The 17892-nt window shown below is 34.2% G+C and carries 16 protein-coding genes and 2 pseudogenes; 16 read left to right on the top strand and 2 right to left on the bottom strand.

Going from position 1 to position 17892, the window contains the following annotated elements; all coding sequences use genetic code 11:
• Nucleotides 1-4 precede the first annotated feature (4 nt).
• Complete coding sequence (locus RWL86_RS04455; RefSeq protein ID WP_314077365.1) at nt 5-322, top strand: helix-turn-helix domain-containing protein; 318 nt, start codon at nt 5-7, stop codon at nt 320-322.
• A 56-nt stretch (nt 323-378) separates the two neighbouring features.
• Here the strand turns inward: RWL86_RS04455 and RWL86_RS04450 are convergent, their stop codons facing one another.
• On the bottom strand, nt 379-1347 hold the full coding sequence (locus RWL86_RS04450; RefSeq protein ID WP_314077364.1) for an L-lactate dehydrogenase: 969 nt from the start codon (nt 1345-1347) through the stop codon (nt 379-381).
• 293 nt (nt 1348-1640) lie between these two features.
• Between RWL86_RS04450 and pth the strand changes: the two genes are divergently transcribed.
• From pth to RWL86_RS04385, 13 genes are all read left to right on the top strand, one after another.
• Nucleotides 1641-2201 (top strand): aminoacyl-tRNA hydrolase, encoded by a 561-nt coding sequence (gene pth, locus RWL86_RS04445; RefSeq protein ID WP_314077363.1) that lies wholly within the window; start codon nt 1641-1643, stop codon nt 2199-2201.
• 71 nt (nt 2202-2272) lie between these two features.
• Entirely contained in the window at nt 2273-5797 is a 3525-nt protein-coding gene (mfd, locus tag RWL86_RS04440) for a transcription-repair coupling factor (protein WP_314077362.1), read from the top strand.
• 20 nt (nt 5798-5817) lie between these two features.
• Nucleotides 5818-7437, top strand: coding sequence for a polysaccharide biosynthesis protein (locus RWL86_RS04435; protein ID WP_314077361.1), 1620 nt, complete (start codon nt 5818-5820; stop codon nt 7435-7437).
• A complete protein-coding gene (locus tag RWL86_RS04430) occupies nt 7424-7696 on the top strand; it encodes an RNA-binding S4 domain-containing protein (protein WP_006703326.1) in 273 nt (90 codons plus the stop codon). The genes RWL86_RS04435 and RWL86_RS04430 overlap by 14 nt, the downstream gene beginning before the upstream one ends.
• Before the next feature lie 148 nt (nt 7697-7844).
• Nucleotides 7845-8495 (top strand): hypothetical protein, encoded by a 651-nt coding sequence (locus tag RWL86_RS04425; RefSeq protein ID WP_314077360.1) that lies wholly within the window; start codon nt 7845-7847, stop codon nt 8493-8495.
• Nucleotides 8496-8639: 144 nt separating this feature from the next.
• Complete coding sequence (locus RWL86_RS04420; protein WP_314077359.1) at nt 8640-9338, top strand: MgtC/SapB family protein; 699 nt, start codon at nt 8640-8642, stop codon at nt 9336-9338.
• A 150-nt stretch (nt 9339-9488) separates the two neighbouring features.
• The gene (locus RWL86_RS04415) at nt 9489-9914 is read left to right on the top strand and encodes a septum formation initiator family protein (protein ID WP_314077358.1); all 426 of its coding nucleotides are present in this window, start codon (nt 9489-9491) and stop codon (nt 9912-9914) included.
• Between the two features lie 92 nt (nt 9915-10006).
• The gene (locus tag RWL86_RS04410) at nt 10007-10498 is read left to right on the top strand and encodes a S1 domain-containing RNA-binding protein (protein WP_314077357.1); all 492 of its coding nucleotides are present in this window, start codon (nt 10007-10009) and stop codon (nt 10496-10498) included.
• A 79-nt stretch (nt 10499-10577) separates the two neighbouring features.
• A complete protein-coding gene (gene tilS / locus RWL86_RS04405; protein ID WP_314077356.1) occupies nt 10578-11909 on the top strand; it encodes a tRNA lysidine(34) synthetase TilS in 1332 nt (443 codons plus the stop codon).
• Nucleotides 11910-11923: 14 nt separating this feature from the next.
• Entirely contained in the window at nt 11924-12466 is a 543-nt protein-coding gene (hpt, locus tag RWL86_RS04400) for a hypoxanthine phosphoribosyltransferase (RefSeq protein ID WP_040507612.1), read from the top strand.
• Between the two features lie 91 nt (nt 12467-12557).
• Nucleotides 12558-14600, top strand: a complete 2043-nt coding sequence (gene ftsH / locus RWL86_RS04395; protein WP_314077355.1) for an ATP-dependent zinc metalloprotease FtsH — start codon at nt 12558-12560, stop codon at nt 14598-14600.
• Nucleotides 14601-14676: 76 nt separating this feature from the next.
• A complete protein-coding gene (gene hslO / locus RWL86_RS04390) occupies nt 14677-15564 on the top strand; it encodes an Hsp33 family molecular chaperone HslO (RefSeq protein ID WP_314077354.1) in 888 nt (295 codons plus the stop codon).
• 169 nt (nt 15565-15733) lie between these two features.
• Nucleotides 15734-16621, top strand: a complete 888-nt coding sequence (locus RWL86_RS04385) for an ROK family protein (protein WP_314077353.1) — start codon at nt 15734-15736, stop codon at nt 16619-16621.
• A gap of 42 nt (nt 16622-16663) precedes the next feature.
• Here the strand turns inward: RWL86_RS04385 and RWL86_RS04380 are convergent.
• A pseudogene (locus RWL86_RS04380) lies at nt 16664-17041 on the bottom strand (DDE-type integrase/transposase/recombinase); the annotation flags it as partial.
• 90 nt (nt 17042-17131) lie between these two features.
• On the opposite strand from RWL86_RS04380, the gene RWL86_RS04375 reads away from it, so the two are divergent.
• On the top strand, nt 17132-17581 hold the full coding sequence (locus RWL86_RS04375; protein WP_314077352.1) for a CopY/TcrY family copper transport repressor: 450 nt from the start codon (nt 17132-17134) through the stop codon (nt 17579-17581).
• 19 nt (nt 17582-17600) lie between these two features.
• Nucleotides 17601-17892: pseudogene (locus RWL86_RS04370) on the top strand (heavy metal translocating P-type ATPase); the annotation flags it as partial.

Genomic DNA, 17892 nt, shown 5'->3' with positions numbered 1-17892 from the left:
GCCTATGGAAAAAGATAGATGTTTACGAGAGTTAGCTTTACCATTACTTGGGAAATGGAGTATATTTATTGTACTAACGTTAGCTGAAGAGGAAATGTATTTTGCTCAATTAGAGCGTGAAATTGGAATGATTTCAAGAAAGATGTTATCGCAAACGTTAAATGATTTAATGGAAATTCATATCGTTTATAAAAAAGGAGAATCCTCTACAGGACAAAAGACGTATTATGGATTAACTCCTTTAGGGAAGAGTTTATTGCCACATATTTATGGACTTAAAAATTGGATGATAGAGAATGAAGAATTTTTACGCAAAAAATAAAAGCACAAAATCGATGGCGCTTACCATGTTTTTGTGCTTTTTAGTATTTTTAATAATTATTCGTTTTCTAAACGTTCAAAGGCATCGTGAATGACTTGTTTTAAGGCAGATGCTGATAAGTCCATTTTTTCTTGTTCAGCATCAGCTAATGGGATTTCGATAATTTGACGAATACCATCACGACCAATAACGGCTGGTGCTCCGATATACACATCGTCTTGTCCATAATGTCCTTCAAGATAAACAGATAATGGGAAGATGGCTCTTTCATTATTTAAAATGGCTTTTGTAATTCTTGCTAAAGTAGCTCCAATACCATAGTAAGTAGCACCTTTTTTCGCAATGATTTCATAAGCAGCATCTCTTACTTGGAAGAATACTTCGACTAATTTTTCTTCATCAGTATTTGGATTTTGGCGAACCCATTCATAAATTTGTAATCCACCGACATTAGCATGTGACCATACTGGGAATTCAGTATCTCCGTGTTCTCCTAAAATATATCCGTGGACATTACGAGCATCAACGTCGATTAGTTCAGCAATTGCTTGACGGAAACGAGCGCTATCTAAGGCTGTTCCTGAACCGATTACTCGATGTTTTGGTAATCCAGAGAATTTCCAAGTAGCATAAGTTAAAATGTCTACAGGGTTTGATGCAACTAGGAAAATTCCATCAAATCCACTAGCCATAATAGGATCAATAATTCCTTTTAAGATTTTTAAGTTTTTGTGTACTAAGTCAATACGAGTTTCTCCTGGTTTTTGAGCAGCACCTGCTGTGATACAAATAACGTCTGCATCATGGCAGTCTTCATAACTTGCTGCATAGATTTTCTTAGGAGAGTTAAATGCTAGAGCGTGTGATAAGTCTAAAGCATCTCCTTCAGTTTTTTCTTTTGCAATATCAATAATACCAAGTTCTTCAGCAATTCCTTGAAGTACAAGTGCGTATGCATAACTAGAACCAACAGCACCGTCCCCTATTAAAATTACCTTGTTACTAGATTTAATTGTTTTTTCCATTGTATTACCTCCTTATTCCTTCGTGGAATAACTATCCATAGTATAGCACGATTTAATTTGTGATACTTAATCTAAAGTTTTGAAAAAACGAACTTTTTTCAAATGGTAATGTTTACGTTTTCGTTCCCTTTCATTTGCAGTCAAACAATGATTTACATATTTTCAAAGAAGTAGAAAATATAAAAAAATATATGTGAAGAACTTATCACAGGTCTATCTGTTTATTAATTTTTCGATTTTTGAACAGTTTGTGATATACTAGGAAGGACTCAAAAGAGAAATGGGTGTGACATATGAAATTAATTATTGGATTAGGAAATCCGGGAGCAAAATATAAAGGAACTCGTCATAATATTGGATTTATTACGGTTGATGAATTTGCTTATCAAGAAAATTTAGAATTTAATCAAGCATTATTTGATGCAACTTTTACTCAAACACATATCGATGGAGAAAAAGTCATTTTAATGAAGCCGTTGACGTATATGAATTTATCCGGTCAAGCAGTTCGTCCATTAATGAATTATTTTAAAATTGGAATTGAAGACATTGTTGTTCTGTATGATGATATGGATCTCCCAGTTGGGAAAATTCGTTTGCGTCAAAAAGGTAGTGCCGGAGGACATAATGGGATTAAGAGTATCATTAGCTGTTTAGGAAGTGACCAATTTAATCGTATTAAAATTGGTGTAGGCCGACCTGCTCCAGGTAGAAGTGTGGTTAATCATGTATTGGCTAATTTTGAAAAGGAAGAACAAGAAGAAATTTTATCTTCTGTGGCTAAAAGCGTAGAAGCGTTAAGAGATTGGATAAAAGGCGATAATTTTATTCAAACCATGAATCGTTATAATTAAATAAATTTTAAAAAAGGCTGGAGCGAAAGTTTCAACCTTTTTAGTGCGTATATAAAGAGAAAGGAATAGATATGTTACCGTTAGGAATTAGTAAAAAACAGATCCATAGTTTTAAAGAATGGATAGAAAACCTTCCTATGATGCAAAATCAGTTAGTGTTAGGGTTAACTGGAGCGGCGAAACATTTAGCTGTAGCAAATGCATATGAAAATTGGAAAGGGCCTTTAGTTATTGTAACTCCAACAATGTTACAAGCGACTCAATTATATGAAGAATTAGTACAGTGGTATGAGGATGAAGTACATTTATTTACAGTAGAGGAATCGTTAGCGGCAGAATATTCGATTCATTCTCCTGAAGTGATTAGTAATCGCATTCGAACTTTGCAGTTTTTAACAACTGGAGAAAAAGGAATCGTAGTCGTTCCATTATCAGGACTTCAAAAGCCATTAGTACCTTTAGAAGTTTGGAAGAAAAGTACCATTGAATTAATTGTTGGAGAAACAAGGCTAGAAGTAGAAGAATTAGTTACTCAATTAGGACGGATGGGTTATCGTAGAGAAGCAATGGTAGCTACTCCAGGAGATTTTTCGGTTCGTGGAGGAATTGTTGATATTTATCCGTTGGATCAAGAACATCCGATTCGGTTAGATTTTTTTGATGATGAATTAGATTCGTTACGGTATTTCGATGCAGAAACGCAACGCTCACTCGAAATGGTGGAAAATATCATTCTTTTACCGGCAACAGATATTCCATTTGAATATGAAGTGGTATTTGAGGCAAAAGCTAAGATTCAAAAAGCTTATGAAAAAGATATAAAGAGTAGTGAATCAGATGAACGTACTCAATTATTAACCAATCAAATGAATCACCTGATGACACAATTAGAAGAAGGAGAGATTCCTCCTAAAATTTCTTATTGGCTCGAACTATTTTATAAAGAGAAAACATCTATTTTAGATTATGTGTCTAAAAAAGGATATTTATTAGTAGATGATTATGCTCGAATTCAAGAAAAACAACGTTCACTCCATGAAGAAGCAGGATTATGGCAAATTCATCAATTAGAATTAGGAATGATTGCTAGTTCGATTGATATGATTTTTGAAGGAAAGAAAGTGTTAAAAGATTCTACGCTACCAAGAACCTATTTCTCATTATTTCAAAAAGGATTGGGCCGATTAACGTTTGAAGCCATTCATAATATTCAAGAACGTTCAGTGACACAATTCTTCTCACAAATGCCCATGGTAAAAGTAGAAGCAGATCGTTGGGCGAAACAAAAATCTACGGTTATCGTAGTGGTGGATCAGTTAACGAGAGCTTCAAAAGTAGAACAAACTTTCCATGATTTTGATATTCCAGCGATTATTACAAAAGAAGTACAAGAAGGAATTCTTCAAATTATGGTAGGAACTTTTAGCCATGGATTTGAATTACCACAAGATAAATTTGTAGTCGTTACAGAAAAGGAACTATTTAATAAATTAACGAAACGTGCCCCAAGAACTCAAAAAATTTCCAATGCGGAAAGATTGAAGAGTTATACAGAATTAGCAGTTGGAGACTATGTTGTCCATGTCAATCATGGGGTGGGTGTGTATCAAGGGATGGAAACATTAGAAATTAATGGTGTCCATCAAGATTATATGTCGATTCATTATCAAGATGGAGGGCATTTATTTGTACCTGTTCATCAAATTAAATTAGTTCAAAAATATGTTTCTTCGGATGCAAAAGTTCCTAAATTAAATAAATTAGGAAGTAGCGAATGGGCAAAAACGAAACGTAAAGTTGAAACTAAAATTGAAGATATTGCCGATGAATTAATTGAATTATATGCAAAACGTGATGCGGAAAAAGGATATGCCTTCAGCAAGGATACCGTAGAGCAAAAAGAATTCGAAGATGCTTTCCCTTATTCAGAAACTCAAGACCAATTAAGAAGTATTCAGGAAATCAAAGCAGATATGCAAAAAGATAAACCAATGGATCGTTTACTTGTTGGAGACGTTGGTTATGGGAAAACAGAAGTAGCGATGCGTGCAGTTTTCAAAGCTTTAATGGATGGAAAACAAGCAGCAGTATTAGTACCAACAACGATTTTAGCAGAACAACATTATGAAAATTTTGTTCAAAGATTTGCAGATTATCCGTTCAAAATAGGATTGTTAAGTAGATTTAGAACGAAGAAAGAACAACAAGAAACAATTGAAGGATTACAAAAAGGTCAAGTAGATGTCGTGATTGGAACACATCGTGTTTTATCAAAAGATGTGAATTTCTTAGATTTAGGGTTATTAGTAGTCGATGAAGAACAACGGTTTGGTGTAAAACATAAAGAACGCTTGAAACAATTGAAATCCCAAGTCGATGTTTTAACACTAACAGCAACGCCAATTCCTAGAACATTGCATATGTCGATGTTAGGAGTACGTGATTTATCCGTTATTGAAACACCACCTTCAAACCGTTATCCTGTCCAAACTTTTGTAATGGAACAACAAGCTATGACGATTCAAGATGGAATTGAACGGGAATTAGCTCGTGGAGGACAAGTCTTCTATTTATACAATCGTGTGGAAACCATTGAGAAGAAAGCAGATGAATTACGTCAATTAGTTCCTGAAGCAAGAGTTGGAGTCATTCATGGACAAATGAGTGAAACGACGTTAGAAAATATTTTATATCAATTTATTGAAGGTGAATATGATGTTTTAGTGACAACGACGATTATTGAAACAGGGGTAGATATTCCAAATGTAAACACCTTATTCATTGAAAATGCAGATCATATGGGTTTGTCACAGTTATATCAATTGCGAGGAAGAGTGGGACGAACGAATCGTATTGCGTATGCGTATTTAATGTATCAACCAGATAAAACTTTAACAGAAGTTGGAGAAAAACGTCTGCAAGCGATGCGTGACTTTACAGAATTAGGTTCTGGATTCAAAATTGCGATGCGAGATTTATCGATTCGTGGTGCAGGGAATTTATTAGGAAAACAACAGCATGGATTTATAGATTCTGTTGGATTTGATTTATATTCTCAAATGTTGAGTGAAGCAGTATTGAAAAAACAAGGGAAAGCTGTCCCAACAATGGAAGATTCTGTTGAAATTGATTTACAAGTAGATGCTTATATTCCATCTACTTATATTCAAGATGAGCGTCAAAAAATTGAAATGTATAAACGAATTCGTTCTATTGATAGTATGGAAACGTATCATGAATTATTAGATGATTTTATTGATCGCTTTGGAGAATTCCCTGATGAAGTGAGCTATTTATTAGAAGTTGGAATGCTAAAATATTTTGCAGAGCAATTATCGATTACTTCGATTAAGAAAAAACAATATTCAATCATTGTATCTATTGCTCAACCGGTAGCTCAACGATTAGAAGGAGTTGCCATTTTTGAAGCGCTTGGGCCAGTGAAATTACCTGCTCAAGTCACTAAAAAAGGTACAACTTTACAAGTATTACTCAACGTAACAAATCAGCCAACGGATTTATGGCTAGAACAAATCAAAATTTTCTTAGAAAAATGTTGTGAAGTTGTAGAAGCTCATAAAGAGGAAAATGAATAAGAACACAAGAGGGGGATTCAATGGTTAAATCGAATAGACAGATGATGCAAGGAGCGTTGGTATTGTCACTAGCAGCCTTCATTGCAAAAATATTAAGTGCCGTTTATCGAGTACCTTTCCAAAATATGGTTGGGAATACTGGTTTTTATGTTTATCAGCAAGTATATCCCATTTATGGAATTGGAATGACCTTTGCTCTCTCTGGTTTTCCGGTATTTGTTTCAGCGTTAATTGCTCAGTATCGTTCGGATTATGAATTAACTCCTCTTTTAAAACGATTATTTTGGATTTTAAGTGGATTAGGGATAGGTGTATTTTCACTTCTATATACACAGTCAGAAATCATTGCTTCATGGATGGGAGATACTTTATTATCTCCAGTCATTCAAAGTGTTTCGTGGATGTTTTTAATGATGCCATTTTTGGTAATTGCCAGAGGGTATTTCCAAGGAACGAATCGAATGGTTCCGACAGCTGTTTCTCAAGTAATAGAACAAGTTGTTCGAGTGAGTGTTATTTTATTAGCTGCAAGTTTTTATGGAAGTCTCACGAATGATTTATATGTAGTGGGAACTTGGGCAATGTCGAGTGCAGTGATTGCGGCAGTGATGGCAACTTTTGTCTTAATGTATTATAAAAAATTAGACTCATTTGAAAATTGGAATGGCAGTCGTGTCATTGAATCTCATAAGATTCAATGGGGAGTCTTGCTAAAGAGATTAGTCATTGAAGGTGGAACTTTATGTTTATTAAGTTCGATTTTAGTATTATTCCAATTAATAGATTCATTCACCTTGTTTAAAGGTTTAGTAGAACAGGGAATCAGTCAAGAAATTGCCAAAGATTTAAAAGGAATTTTTGATAGAGGACAACCACTGGTGCAATTAGGGATGGTTGTTGGAGTAGGATTTTCTTCAAGCTACTTACCATTACTCAGTCGTAGTTATACAAAGCAACATTTAGAAGAATTTGAACAATTGAAACAGTCTCTCATAAAAATGACAATGGTATTTTCAGTGGCAGCCACAGTAGGATTGCTTGTTATTTTACCAAGAGTTAATCATATGCTGTTTGGGGATGTACAAGGGAACGATGTATTGAGTATTTATAGTATCAGTATTGTGTTAGCGTCTATGATGATGGCTTACCATGGAATATTACAAAGTACTGGAAAATATTCCATTACGCTTATAGCTTTATTGATTGGGCTCATTGCTAAAGGAGTCGGAAATCTGTGGTTCATTCCAATATTTCAAACATTAGGGGCTAGTATTGCAACAATTTTAGGGTTATTCGTGATGCTAGGAATGATTTGGATTCTGAGTGGAGAGGGTAAGTCTTCTTCGAATCATCAAAAGTCAACAATTATAAAATTAGGAATTGTAGCAATAGGAATGGCAATCGTTGTAGGAGGATTGAATATCCTCTTTGAACGCTATTTTCCAGCAGGAGATTCTCGAACAAAAGATACACTGATTGCTCTATTGTTAGTGAGTATTGGAATCATCGTATTTATAATAGGAGCTATTCGAATAAAATTATTTACCATTCGTGAATGGTTAATGATTCCAAAAGGGAAATCACTATTAAGATTTACAAGAAAATGGAAGAAAAGAGGGGAAATGGATGAGATTAGATAAATATTTAAAAGTATCTCGATTAATTAAAAGAAGAAGTGTTGCAAAAGAAGTAGCCGATAAAGGAAGAATTACTGTACAAGATAAAGTGGCAAAATCTTCAACGGATGTAAAAGTAGGAGATATTATTACTATTCAATTTGGAAATAAGACTGTAACGGTTCGAGTAGATGCTATTTTAGACTCAACAAGAAAAGAAGATGCTAAAGAAATGTTTACGATTTTAGAAGAAAAACAAGTAGTAAAAACAGAAGAGTTTTAAAAATGAGAAGAGAGAGTTGATTCGTCAACCTCTCTTATTTTTTAGAAAATCTTAAATAGATCAACTATTGAGAAAGAAAAATGTTTTCATTATACTGTATGTGAAGAAAATAATTATTGTAGAATTTGTAAGAGAAAGGATGAGAAAGATGAATAAAATGAGTAAAGTCTATATGGGTGTTGCAATGGTTACTTCTGTTGCAACTTGTTTATTTGGCTTGTACTTTAGTACAAAAGGAATTGTTGAAGTGACGTATGAATCGTGGAGAGCGATGGGAGTCAGTTGTTTAGCTTTTCTGTTGGCATTGTTTAGTATGATGAAACTACCTTTCAAAATTAAAAAAGGAATTCTAGTACTAGAACTAATATTAATGACAGCTGTGTTTGGTCCAATGATTTTAAAGGGCACAATTCTAAAGTTTCACTTATTACCTTTTGGTGTTATTGTGGACTTAACGCTTGTGTTTACAGTTGTATTAATGATTTTATTAGGATTGAGTAGTAGAAAAATTCATCAGAATAAAGAATTGAAGATAGATTCCATCTTTATTAATCTTCAAATTATGATGATGATTCATACTTTTTATGATCATTTCTCATTTGGAATAGAGGTGATGGATCATGCGAGTGCACTTCAAATTGGACAGGTAGTTAGAAGTGTATTTCTTGGAACGATGAATCTTCAAATGTTATGGATAGCTTTTGGAATTTTGATTGTATTAGGAAGCATACTGAAGATGTTTTATGATACCGTTATGGTGAAGAATAATAAAGATTCAATCATGAGTATCTCTAAATAATGATTATTATATTGACTCCAATTCATGATGCCTAAATTGAAAGATAAGATTTCTTGACAATTATGGTAGAAAAGCATAGAATAATGGGCACGTTATCATTTTGATAACAGTACAAAAAATTCAATGTTCATGAGAGGAGCAAGTATGGTAGAAACAATTTTAAGTAGAAATTTTGATGCAATATTAGAAGTTAGACATTTAATAGCCATTATTTTAGCTTGCTTATGTGGATGGGCCATTGGACATGAACGGAAATCTAGGAATAAACAAGCAGGGATTAAAACTCACGTCATAGTGGCGTTAACATCAACACTAATGATGCTAATTTCTAAAGAAGCTTTTTTAGATACTTCCAAATTTGATACAGCTCGTGTGGCGGCTCAAGTAGTCAGTGGTATCAGTTTTATCGGTGGTGGTATTATCTTTATGAGAGATAAGAAAATTAGCGGTATTACAACAGCCTCAGGAATTTGGGCAACAGCTGGGATTGGTTTAGCGATTGGTGGCGGAATGTGGATTTTCGGAGTGGTTTGTGCAGCTGTAGTAGTGATAATTCAATTATTGACACATGAATCACCGTTAAAAGCTCAAAATCGACAAGTAAGTATTCATTGTCTTGTTCCAGATGTTACGATTATGCAAAAGATTTATGATTTTTGTCATTTAGAGGATTATCAATCGATTCAAGTTGAAGCAAAGGAATTGGATGATGGTCAATATGAATTGATTTTGCGTGTAGAGCATGATGAAGAAATTGTAATTGAAAAAATTCAAGAGTATATGGAAGAACAACATTCTGATTTAGAAGTGAAGAAGATCAAGTTCAAGACAGAAGAATATTAACGAATAAGACTTATCTGATATAGAAAAACTCTTTCTTAGCTAGAAAATCCTAGCTAAGAAAGAGTTTTTTTATAAAAATTTTCTAAAAGCATAGACTAGTTATCATATTCTTGTTATACTCGTCATATAATCATTAAAGGAGTCAGAGCAGTGAATAAACAGCAACAAGAAAATAGCAATATTATTGCGTTTAATGCAAAAAAGAAAAAATCGCATAAAAATGATCATTTACCGAAAGTGGCTGTTTGGAAACGAGTAGCTGTATGGCATTCATTACTCATGGCTGTAGTGATAGCTGTTATTGGAACACTGATTTTACAAATTGTTGGACAAATGAATCAAGCTAGCAAGATTGAAGCGCAAATCGTAGAAGCGAAAAAAGAAGAATCAAAAGTAAAAGAAAAACAAAAAGCTCTAGTTCAACAAGTTGAGTTATTACAACAAGATGATTATGTTGCAAAACTTGCACGAAGTGAATATTACTTAAGTAAATCAGGAGAAATTATTTTCAATACACCTGATGATGCTGCACAAAATAAAATTCAACAAGCAAAAGACAATCAATCTCGTCATTAATTTTTGCGAAGTGCTATGAATGTTAGAAATAATCTTTTATACTCGTCGAGCGTGTGTATAAAAGGAAAATTTGAAGGAGGAACGCTTTTTATATGTCAATTGAGGTAGGAAATATTTTACCTGGTAAAGTAACTGGTATTACAAATTTTGGTGCTTTTGTGGATTTAGGAAACCGTAAAACGGGTTTAGTTCACATTAGTGAAGTATCTAACTCTTATATTAAAGATATTAAAGATGTCTTAACAGTTGGAGATGAAGTACAAGTAAAAGTAATGGAAATTTCTGGAGACGGAAAAGTAAGTTTATCAATTCGTCGTGCAAGTGCTGATTTTTCTGAAGAAACTGTTGAAGAAAAGCCAAAATTCCAAAAATCAGCTCCACGTAATCAAGAAGGTCAAGGGTCTAAAAAACCTTATTCAGCTAAATCAGCTCCATCGTTTGAAAAAAAATCTCCATCACAAGCAAAAGTGAATGATTTTGATGCAATGATGAGTTCCTTCTTAAAAGATTCTGAAGATCGTTTGACTTCATTAAAACGTAATACAGAAGGTAAACGTGGTGGACGTGGCGGACGTCGTTCATAATAAAGTATTCAAATGAGGCTGGAAATATCCAGTCTCATTTTTGTAATTGGAAGATATCAATCAGATGGGAGGTGTTTGAATGAAGAAAGTAGAACGATTTTTAAAGCAACATATTCCTAATTGGCAACAAGAATCTTTTTTATTAGCTGTTTCAGGTGGCGTAGATTCGATGGTTTTATTAGAGAGTTTTTTCTTGCTTCAAAAAAATTTTCCAACGTTACAGTTTTCGGTGGTTCATATTCATCATCATCTTCGAAAAGAATCAGATGAAGAAGAAGCGATGGTTCGAGATTTTTGTGGTGAAAGAAATATTTCACTGGAAGTGTATCATTGGGAACAAGGAGCAAGTCAGACAACAGGAATTGAAGAAAAAGCAAGGAAATTTCGCTATCAAAAATTGGAAGAGTCTATGAACAAACATAAAGTTTCCTATGTTGTAGTCGCTCATCATGCAGACGATCAAGCGGAGACGGTTTTAATGAAATTAACTAGAGGAAGTACGCTTGAAGGAATTGCAGGAATGAAGTCCATTCGTCCATTTAGTAATGGATATCTTATTCGCCCTTTTTTAACAGTGGATAAAGAAGAGTTATACGAGTATGCTACGATTCATCAAATACCTTATCGAGAAGATGCATCGAATCAAAGTTTAGAATATACAAGAAATCGATTTAGACAGGAAATCATTCCGCTTTTTAAACAGGAAAACCCTAAATTTAATCAAAAAATCCAAGAATTTACGCAAACGTTACAAGAGCAACAAGAATTAGTTTTGACTCTAGCTTATCAATGGATGGAACGAGAGTTAGTAGAATTACCAAACGGTTGGTCTTGGAAACAGGAAAATTTTGTGAAGCAACCAGTAGGATTGCAAAAAGTTATTTTAGTGGAAATATCTAAAAAAATTGAAGGTTTGTTGAGTGCAAAAAATGTGTCAGCTATTCAAAAAGCCATTGTATCGGATACATCTCAATTGAGTTTAAATTTACCAAAAGGATGGATTTTCCAAAAAAGATATGATCAATTGCTGATTATAAAAGAAGAAAGTGATGAAATTCCGTATCAAGAAATATATGTTGAGGAATTTCAATCAGCAGATATTGTATTATCAGAAGACGAACGGATATCATTTACAGCTGAACAGGGATGGGAAATGTTTGTGTCGAGGGAAGAATTTCCATTAACGATTCGTAGAAGGAACCCAAATGATTGTTTTCTTTTAAATGAAAATCAGCATCAAAGTATTAGAAGATGGTGTATTAATCAGAAAATCCCTCGTGAGTTAAGGGGAAAATTGTGGATTGTAGAAAATTCTTCAAAAGAAATCATCGCAATATTAGGATTTCGCAAAACACAATCATTGTCCAAAAGCAAAGAAACTGATAGAATAAGAATAGTCTATAGAAAATAAGAAGAGGTGCTATTATGTTAGATAATTATATTGCAGAAGTAGTTGTCAGCAAGAAAGAATTAGAAGAAACAATTGAAAAATTAGGAAAGACTTTAACAGCAGAGTATCAAGATAAAAATCCATTAGTAATTTGTATTTTAAAGGGAGCTATTTTCTTTATGGCTGACCTTGTTCGTGCAATGGATTGTGATTTAGAAGTAGATTTTATGGATGTATCTAGTTATGGTGATGCATTTGAATCAAGTGGTGAAGTTCGTATTTTGAAAGACTTAGATCAAAGTGTAAAAGGTCGCCATGTATTAATTGTGGAAGATATTATTGATACAGGCCGTACTTTAGCTCATATTGTTGAATTATTAAAACATCGTCAAGCAGCAAGTGTTAAAATCGTAACATTATTAGATAAACAAGAACGTCGTGTTATCGCAATTGATGCGGATTATGTTGGAGTGGAAGTTCCAAATAAATTTGTAGTGGGCTATGGCTTAGATTACAAACAAGGATTAAGAAACTTACCATATATTGGAGTATTAAAACCAGAAGTATATGAATCATAAGATTTGGTTAAGTTAATCATCAAAAATGGTCAAACACTCTTATGTGTGATACACTAAGCTATACAACAATTTATGAATTGCAGGAGGCAAAATGAATACAAATAATAATCGTCAAATATTTCGTAATGCACTAATGTATATTATGATTTTTGTGGCAATTGTTGGTTTAGTTTCTTGGTTTAATCAAGGTTCTAATGGACAAACGACAGAAGTTAGCTATACACAATTCGTTCAAGAATTGAAAAAAGGTGATATTAAAGAAATTAAAATGCAATATGCAAACTCCGTTTATACAATAACTGGAGAATATAAAGAAGCAAAAGAAAATACAAATACAACTTCTAAAGGATTAGCTGTATTTGATAAGAGATCTTCTAAAACTTCGAACTTTAAAACAACTGTTTTACCAAATGATGGAACGGTAACAGAAATTAATAATGCAGCTCAACAAGCAGGCACTCAAATTACGACTCTTCCTGAGAGTCAGTCTGGAGTTTGGTTATCATTATTTTTACAGGTAGTAATTCCGATTGCTATTTTTGGATTTTTAATGTATAACGTATTTTCAAGTCAAATGGGACAAGGTGGTCCCCGTGGCGTGATGAATTTTGGTCGTTCAAAAGCTACGGATCAAAAACAAAAAGTAAAAGTTCGTTTCTCAGATGTAGCAGGAGCGGAAGAAGAAAAACAAGAATTAGTAGAAGTAGTAGAATTCTTAAAAGACCCTCGTAAATTTATTGATTTGGGAGCTCGTATTCCCGCAGGTGTCTTATTAGAAGGCCCTCCAGGAACAGGTAAAACTTTATTAGCTAAAGCTGTTGCCGGTGAAGCAAATGTTCCATTCTTCTCAATTTCAGGTTCTGAATTTGTAGAGATGTTCGTTGGGGTAGGGGCAAGCCGTGTTCGTGATTTATTTGAAAATGCGAAGAAAAATGCTCCAGCTATTATCTTTATTGATGAAATTGATGCTGTAGGTCGTCAACGTGGAACAGGTATGGGTGGAGGTCACGATGAACGTGAACAAACGCTAAACCAATTATTAGTTGAAATGGATGGTTTTGAAGGGACAGAAGGCGTTATCGTGATTGCTGCAACAAACCGTTCAGATGTATTGGACCCAGCATTATTACGTCCGGGACGTTTTGACCGTCAAGTCTTAGTAGGTCGCCCAGATGTTAAAGGACGTGAAGCTATTCTGAAAGTTCATGCTAGAAACAAAAAACTAGCAAAAGAAGTGGACTTGAAAGTTATTGCTCAACAAACTCCGGGATTCTCGGGTGCTGAATTAGAAAACTTATTAAATGAAGCTGCGTTAGTAGCTGCAAGAAGAGATAAAAAAGCCATTGATAAATTAGATGTTGATGAAGCACATGATCGTGTGATTGCGGGACCAGCGAAAAAAGATCGTGCGATTAGTGAAAAAGAACGTAAAATGGTTGCTTTCCACGAAGCTGGTCATACAGTAGTTGGTATGGTTTTAAGTGATGCGCGTGTCGTTCATAAAGTAACAATTGTTCCTCGAGGACGTGCAGGTGGATATGCGATTATGCTTCCAAAAGAAGATCGTTTCTTATCTACTAAAAAAGAATTGTTCGAGCAAGTAGTTGGATTACTTGGAGGACGTGCTGCTGAAGAATTTATCTTTAATGAGAAAACAACAGGAGCAAGTAACGATTTCGAGCAAGCAACTGGAATTGTTCGTAGTATGATTACAGAATACGGAATGTATGATGAATTAGGAACTGTTCAATATGAAGGACATCATCAAGTCTTTATTGGACGTGATTATGGACAGACAAAAGCATATTCAGAACAAGTTGCTTTTGAAATTGATAATGCAGTCCGTTCTATTATGAAAGAAGCTTATGCTCAAGCTTTACAAATTTTAGAAGAACATAAAGAACAATTAACTCTAATTGCTGAAAAATTATTAGAATTAGAAACTCTTGATGAACGTACGATTAAAGCATTATTTGAAACTGGAGAAATGCCTACAGAAGATGTGGAAGAAGAGTATCCAAGTGAAGTAGAGGCAGCAAGTTTTGAAGAGTCTAAAAAAGCTTTAGCAAAACGTGAAGCAGCAAAACAAGATGATAATGAAGAACAATCTGATTCAAAAGATGATTTAGAATAATGACAAGAAAGTGAGAAGGAGAAGTCAACGCTTTTCTTTCCCACTTTTCTTTTATGGATGAAAGAAGGAATGAAGAATGAAAGATCATTTATTAAAAGTTTTAGCTTTTAATGATGAAGTTAAAGCAGTAGCGATTGTAGCAACAGAAGCCGTATCGTGGGCCCAAAAAAGACATGACACTTGGAGCGCAGCTACAGCAGCATTAGGCCGTACAATGATTGGAACACAATTGTTAGCAACTAGTCTTAAAGGGAAAGAAAAAATTACGGTTCAAGTCAATGGTGATGGACCTGGTGGAAAGATTATGGCAGAAGCAAATGGCATCGGTCAAATGAGAGGTTATATTTCAAATCCGCATGTAAGCTTGCCATTAAATGAAAAAGGAAAACTAGATGTTCGTGGCGTTGTAGGGACAAACGGGACGATTACAGTTATTAAAGATTTACAAATGAAGGAACCATTTTCTGGACAAATTCCAATTGTTGATGGTGAATTAGGAATGGATTTCACTTATTATTTAGCTGTTTCCGAGCAAATTAATGGGGCAGTTGGTGTTTCTGTATTAGTGAATCCAGATGAATCCGTTCGTGCTGCGGGAGGTTTTATGATTCAATTACTTCCAGGAGCTAGTGAAGAAACGATTGTTGAAATTGAACGACGTATTAGTGAAATGCCTCTTGTTTCAAAATTGATTGATCAACAAGAAGAGCCTATTGATTTATTAAACCGTTTATTAGGTAAAGAAAATATTAAAGTATTGGAAGAATTACCTGTAGAATTTCATTGTCCTTGTACAAGAGAAAGATTTAGTGCCGGATTATTATCGATTGGGGTAGATGACTTGCAACATTTAATTGATGAAGATCATGGCGCAGAAATTGTTTGCCATTTCTGTGGTGAAAAATATCAATTTAGTGAAGATGATTTAAATGAACTAATAACAGAAATTAAATCACAAAAATAATGATTAAAAAACTTTCTTTAGAGCAAAAAACACTATAGAATTTAGAAATTTTATAAGTGATGCTGCAAAGGAAAGTTTTTTCTTTTTACATTTAAAATTTATCATTGCAAAAATGTTCAAACAAGGCTACAATAACGATGAAAACGATTAAATAAAGGAGAGGTTTTTAATGAAACAATCAATTGGTGTTGATATCGGGGGTACAAAAGTAGCAGTTGCTATTATTAATGAAAAGGGAGAAATTGTTAGTCGCAGGCAAGCACCTAGTGAAGTCGAAAGTGCTGAAACATTATTTGAACAAGTTGTTCGATTAATCAATGAAGAGTTAAATGAACATCCATTTTCAATGCAAGAGATGGAAGGGATTGGAATTGGTTTGCCAGGGAAAGTAGATGTAGAGAATGGAATAGCAGTTTTTCAAAACAATATTCCATGGCCCAATTTTCCGATTGTTAAAAGATTACAAGAAGTTTATGGAAATATTCCAGTAAAAATTGATAATGATGTAAAAGTCGCTGCCTATGCAGAATATCGCCTTCAAAATTTAACAGAAAAAGAAATGTTTGCGTATGTTACTTTATCAACAGGAATTGCAGCAACAAATATTGTCAATGATGAAATTCTTCGTGGAGCAGGATTCTCAGGTGAAATTGGATTTATTCCAGTTCATTTCTTTGGTCAATGGATGAGTTTAGAAGAAGCTTGTTCAGGGGTAGGGATTCAAAAGAAAGCTCAAGAATTATACAAAGATGATTCTGTGACAACTAAAGATGTATTTGAAAAATGGCGTCAAGGAGATGCCATTGCAACAGATATTATTCGTCAGGCGGCGAGTGGAATCGCTAGTAGTTTACATGCCATGGTTTGCTTACTAGATCCACATGTCATTGTATTTGGAGGAAGTGTATCCAATTATAATCCGGACTATATTGAATTAGTTAAAGAAATTTTAGAGACTCGTTTGCATGCTGAACAAAAACATGTATTAAAACGAATGGTTCCTTCTACGATTAAAGGAGATAATGGTATTATTGGAGCTGGATTATTAGTTTTATAAAGGATTGAAGGTTGGAAGGGACTGACCCCAAAAAGTGAGAATTTAATAAAAACACCCTAGGACTACCTGTTTCCGGTTGAATACTGGAGACAGGTAGTCCAATTTTTGTTGGATTCTTTTTTCATTAGAATATTTGATGTAATTTTCTACAATTTGAATTACATAGATTGTGTAGTATTCAGCAGAAGTATAAACGCTGCCTTAATCACTATGTAGTAGAACATCCTTAGGTAAATCAATTTGATTTAATGTATCCAATACAAACTTAGTATCCTGTTTTGAGGAAATTGTATAGGCAATGATTTCTCCATTATGTAAATCCATAATGGAAGATAAATATAATCGTTTAAGACCGAAAGGCAAATATGTGATATCTGTAGTCAATTTTTACATAGGTTTGTCTGCTGAAAAATTTCTATTATAAAAAAGACTTGACATAATTCGTTTACAATGGTAAACTTCATTTTGAACATATCTGTTCACATCTGTAGACGATGGGAGGAAAGAAGAATGAGCACAATGGAATTTAATACTTATATCACAGATGCAGAATGGGAAGTCATGCGTGTAGTTTGGGCAAATGATCGAGTAACTAGTAAAAAAGTCATTTCCGTATTGCAAGAAAAAATGGACTGGACACAATCCACTATCAAAACGATCTTAGGTCGATTAGTTGGAAAAGGCGTACTAAATACAGAGCATGAAGGTAGAAAGTTTATTTACACTGCCAATATTGAAGAGACAGAAGCCGTAAGGGATTATGCAGAAGATATTTTTAACCGTATTTGCAATAAGAAAGTCGGAAATGTAATAGGAAGCATCATTGAAGATCATGTTTTAAGCTTCGATGATATAGATCGACTAGAAAAAATATTAGAGATGAAAAAATCTTTCGCAGTAGAAGAAGTGGATTGCAATTGTCCAGAAGGACAATGCGAATGTCATTTACATCATCATTAAGCATAAGGAGGAATTTAAAATGAATAATGACAACATGGATAAGTTAAAACACGAGCATGGAATCACAGATAAACATGGATACCATAAGGATCAACATCAAGTACATCATGCTGGGCATGATTACAACGGGCACAATGGGCATGATCATAGCGGACATAATGGGCATGACCACAGCGGACATAATGGGCATGACCACAGCGGACATAATGGGCATGATCACAGCGGGCACAGTGGGCACAGTGGGCACGGAGGGCATGCCCACCATCATCACGGAAGCTTTAAGGAACTTTTCTTAAAGTCATTGCCACTAG

It is taken from the genome of uncultured Granulicatella sp., from assembly GCF_963515095.1.
Lineage (GTDB): Bacteria > Bacillota > Bacilli > Lactobacillales > Aerococcaceae > Granulicatella.
This window is presented reverse-complemented; position numbering and strand designations above follow the sequence as displayed.

Coding starts and splice junctions, on each gene's coding strand:
- mfd (WP_314077362.1), top strand. CDS start 2,273: ATGTTACCGTTAGGAATTAGTAAAAAACAGATCCATAGTTTTAAAGAA.
- RWL86_RS04455 (WP_314077365.1), top strand. CDS start 5: ATGGAAAAAGATAGATGTTTACGAGAGTTAGCTTTACCATTACTTGGG.
- RWL86_RS04425 (WP_314077360.1), top strand. CDS start 7,845: ATGAATAAAATGAGTAAAGTCTATATGGGTGTTGCAATGGTTACTTCT.
- RWL86_RS04385 (WP_314077353.1), top strand. CDS start 15,734: ATGAAACAATCAATTGGTGTTGATATCGGGGGTACAAAAGTAGCAGTT.
- RWL86_RS04450 (WP_314077364.1), bottom strand. CDS start 1,347: ATGGAAAAAACAATTAAATCTAGTAACAAGGTAATTTTAATAGGGGAC.
- hpt (WP_040507612.1), top strand. CDS start 11,924: ATGTTAGATAATTATATTGCAGAAGTAGTTGTCAGCAAGAAAGAATTA.
- RWL86_RS04410 (WP_314077357.1), top strand. CDS start 10,007: ATGTCAATTGAGGTAGGAAATATTTTACCTGGTAAAGTAACTGGTATT.
- tilS (WP_314077356.1), top strand. CDS start 10,578: ATGAAGAAAGTAGAACGATTTTTAAAGCAACATATTCCTAATTGGCAA.
- RWL86_RS04435 (WP_314077361.1), top strand. CDS start 5,818: ATGGTTAAATCGAATAGACAGATGATGCAAGGAGCGTTGGTATTGTCA.
- hslO (WP_314077354.1), top strand. CDS start 14,677: ATGAAAGATCATTTATTAAAAGTTTTAGCTTTTAATGATGAAGTTAAA.
- RWL86_RS04430 (WP_006703326.1), top strand. CDS start 7,424: ATGAGATTAGATAAATATTTAAAAGTATCTCGATTAATTAAAAGAAGA.
- pth (WP_314077363.1), top strand. CDS start 1,641: ATGAAATTAATTATTGGATTAGGAAATCCGGGAGCAAAATATAAAGGA.
- ftsH (WP_314077355.1), top strand. CDS start 12,558: ATGAATACAAATAATAATCGTCAAATATTTCGTAATGCACTAATGTAT.
- RWL86_RS04375 (WP_314077352.1), top strand. CDS start 17,132: ATGAGCACAATGGAATTTAATACTTATATCACAGATGCAGAATGGGAA.
- RWL86_RS04420 (WP_314077359.1), top strand. CDS start 8,640: ATGGTAGAAACAATTTTAAGTAGAAATTTTGATGCAATATTAGAAGTT.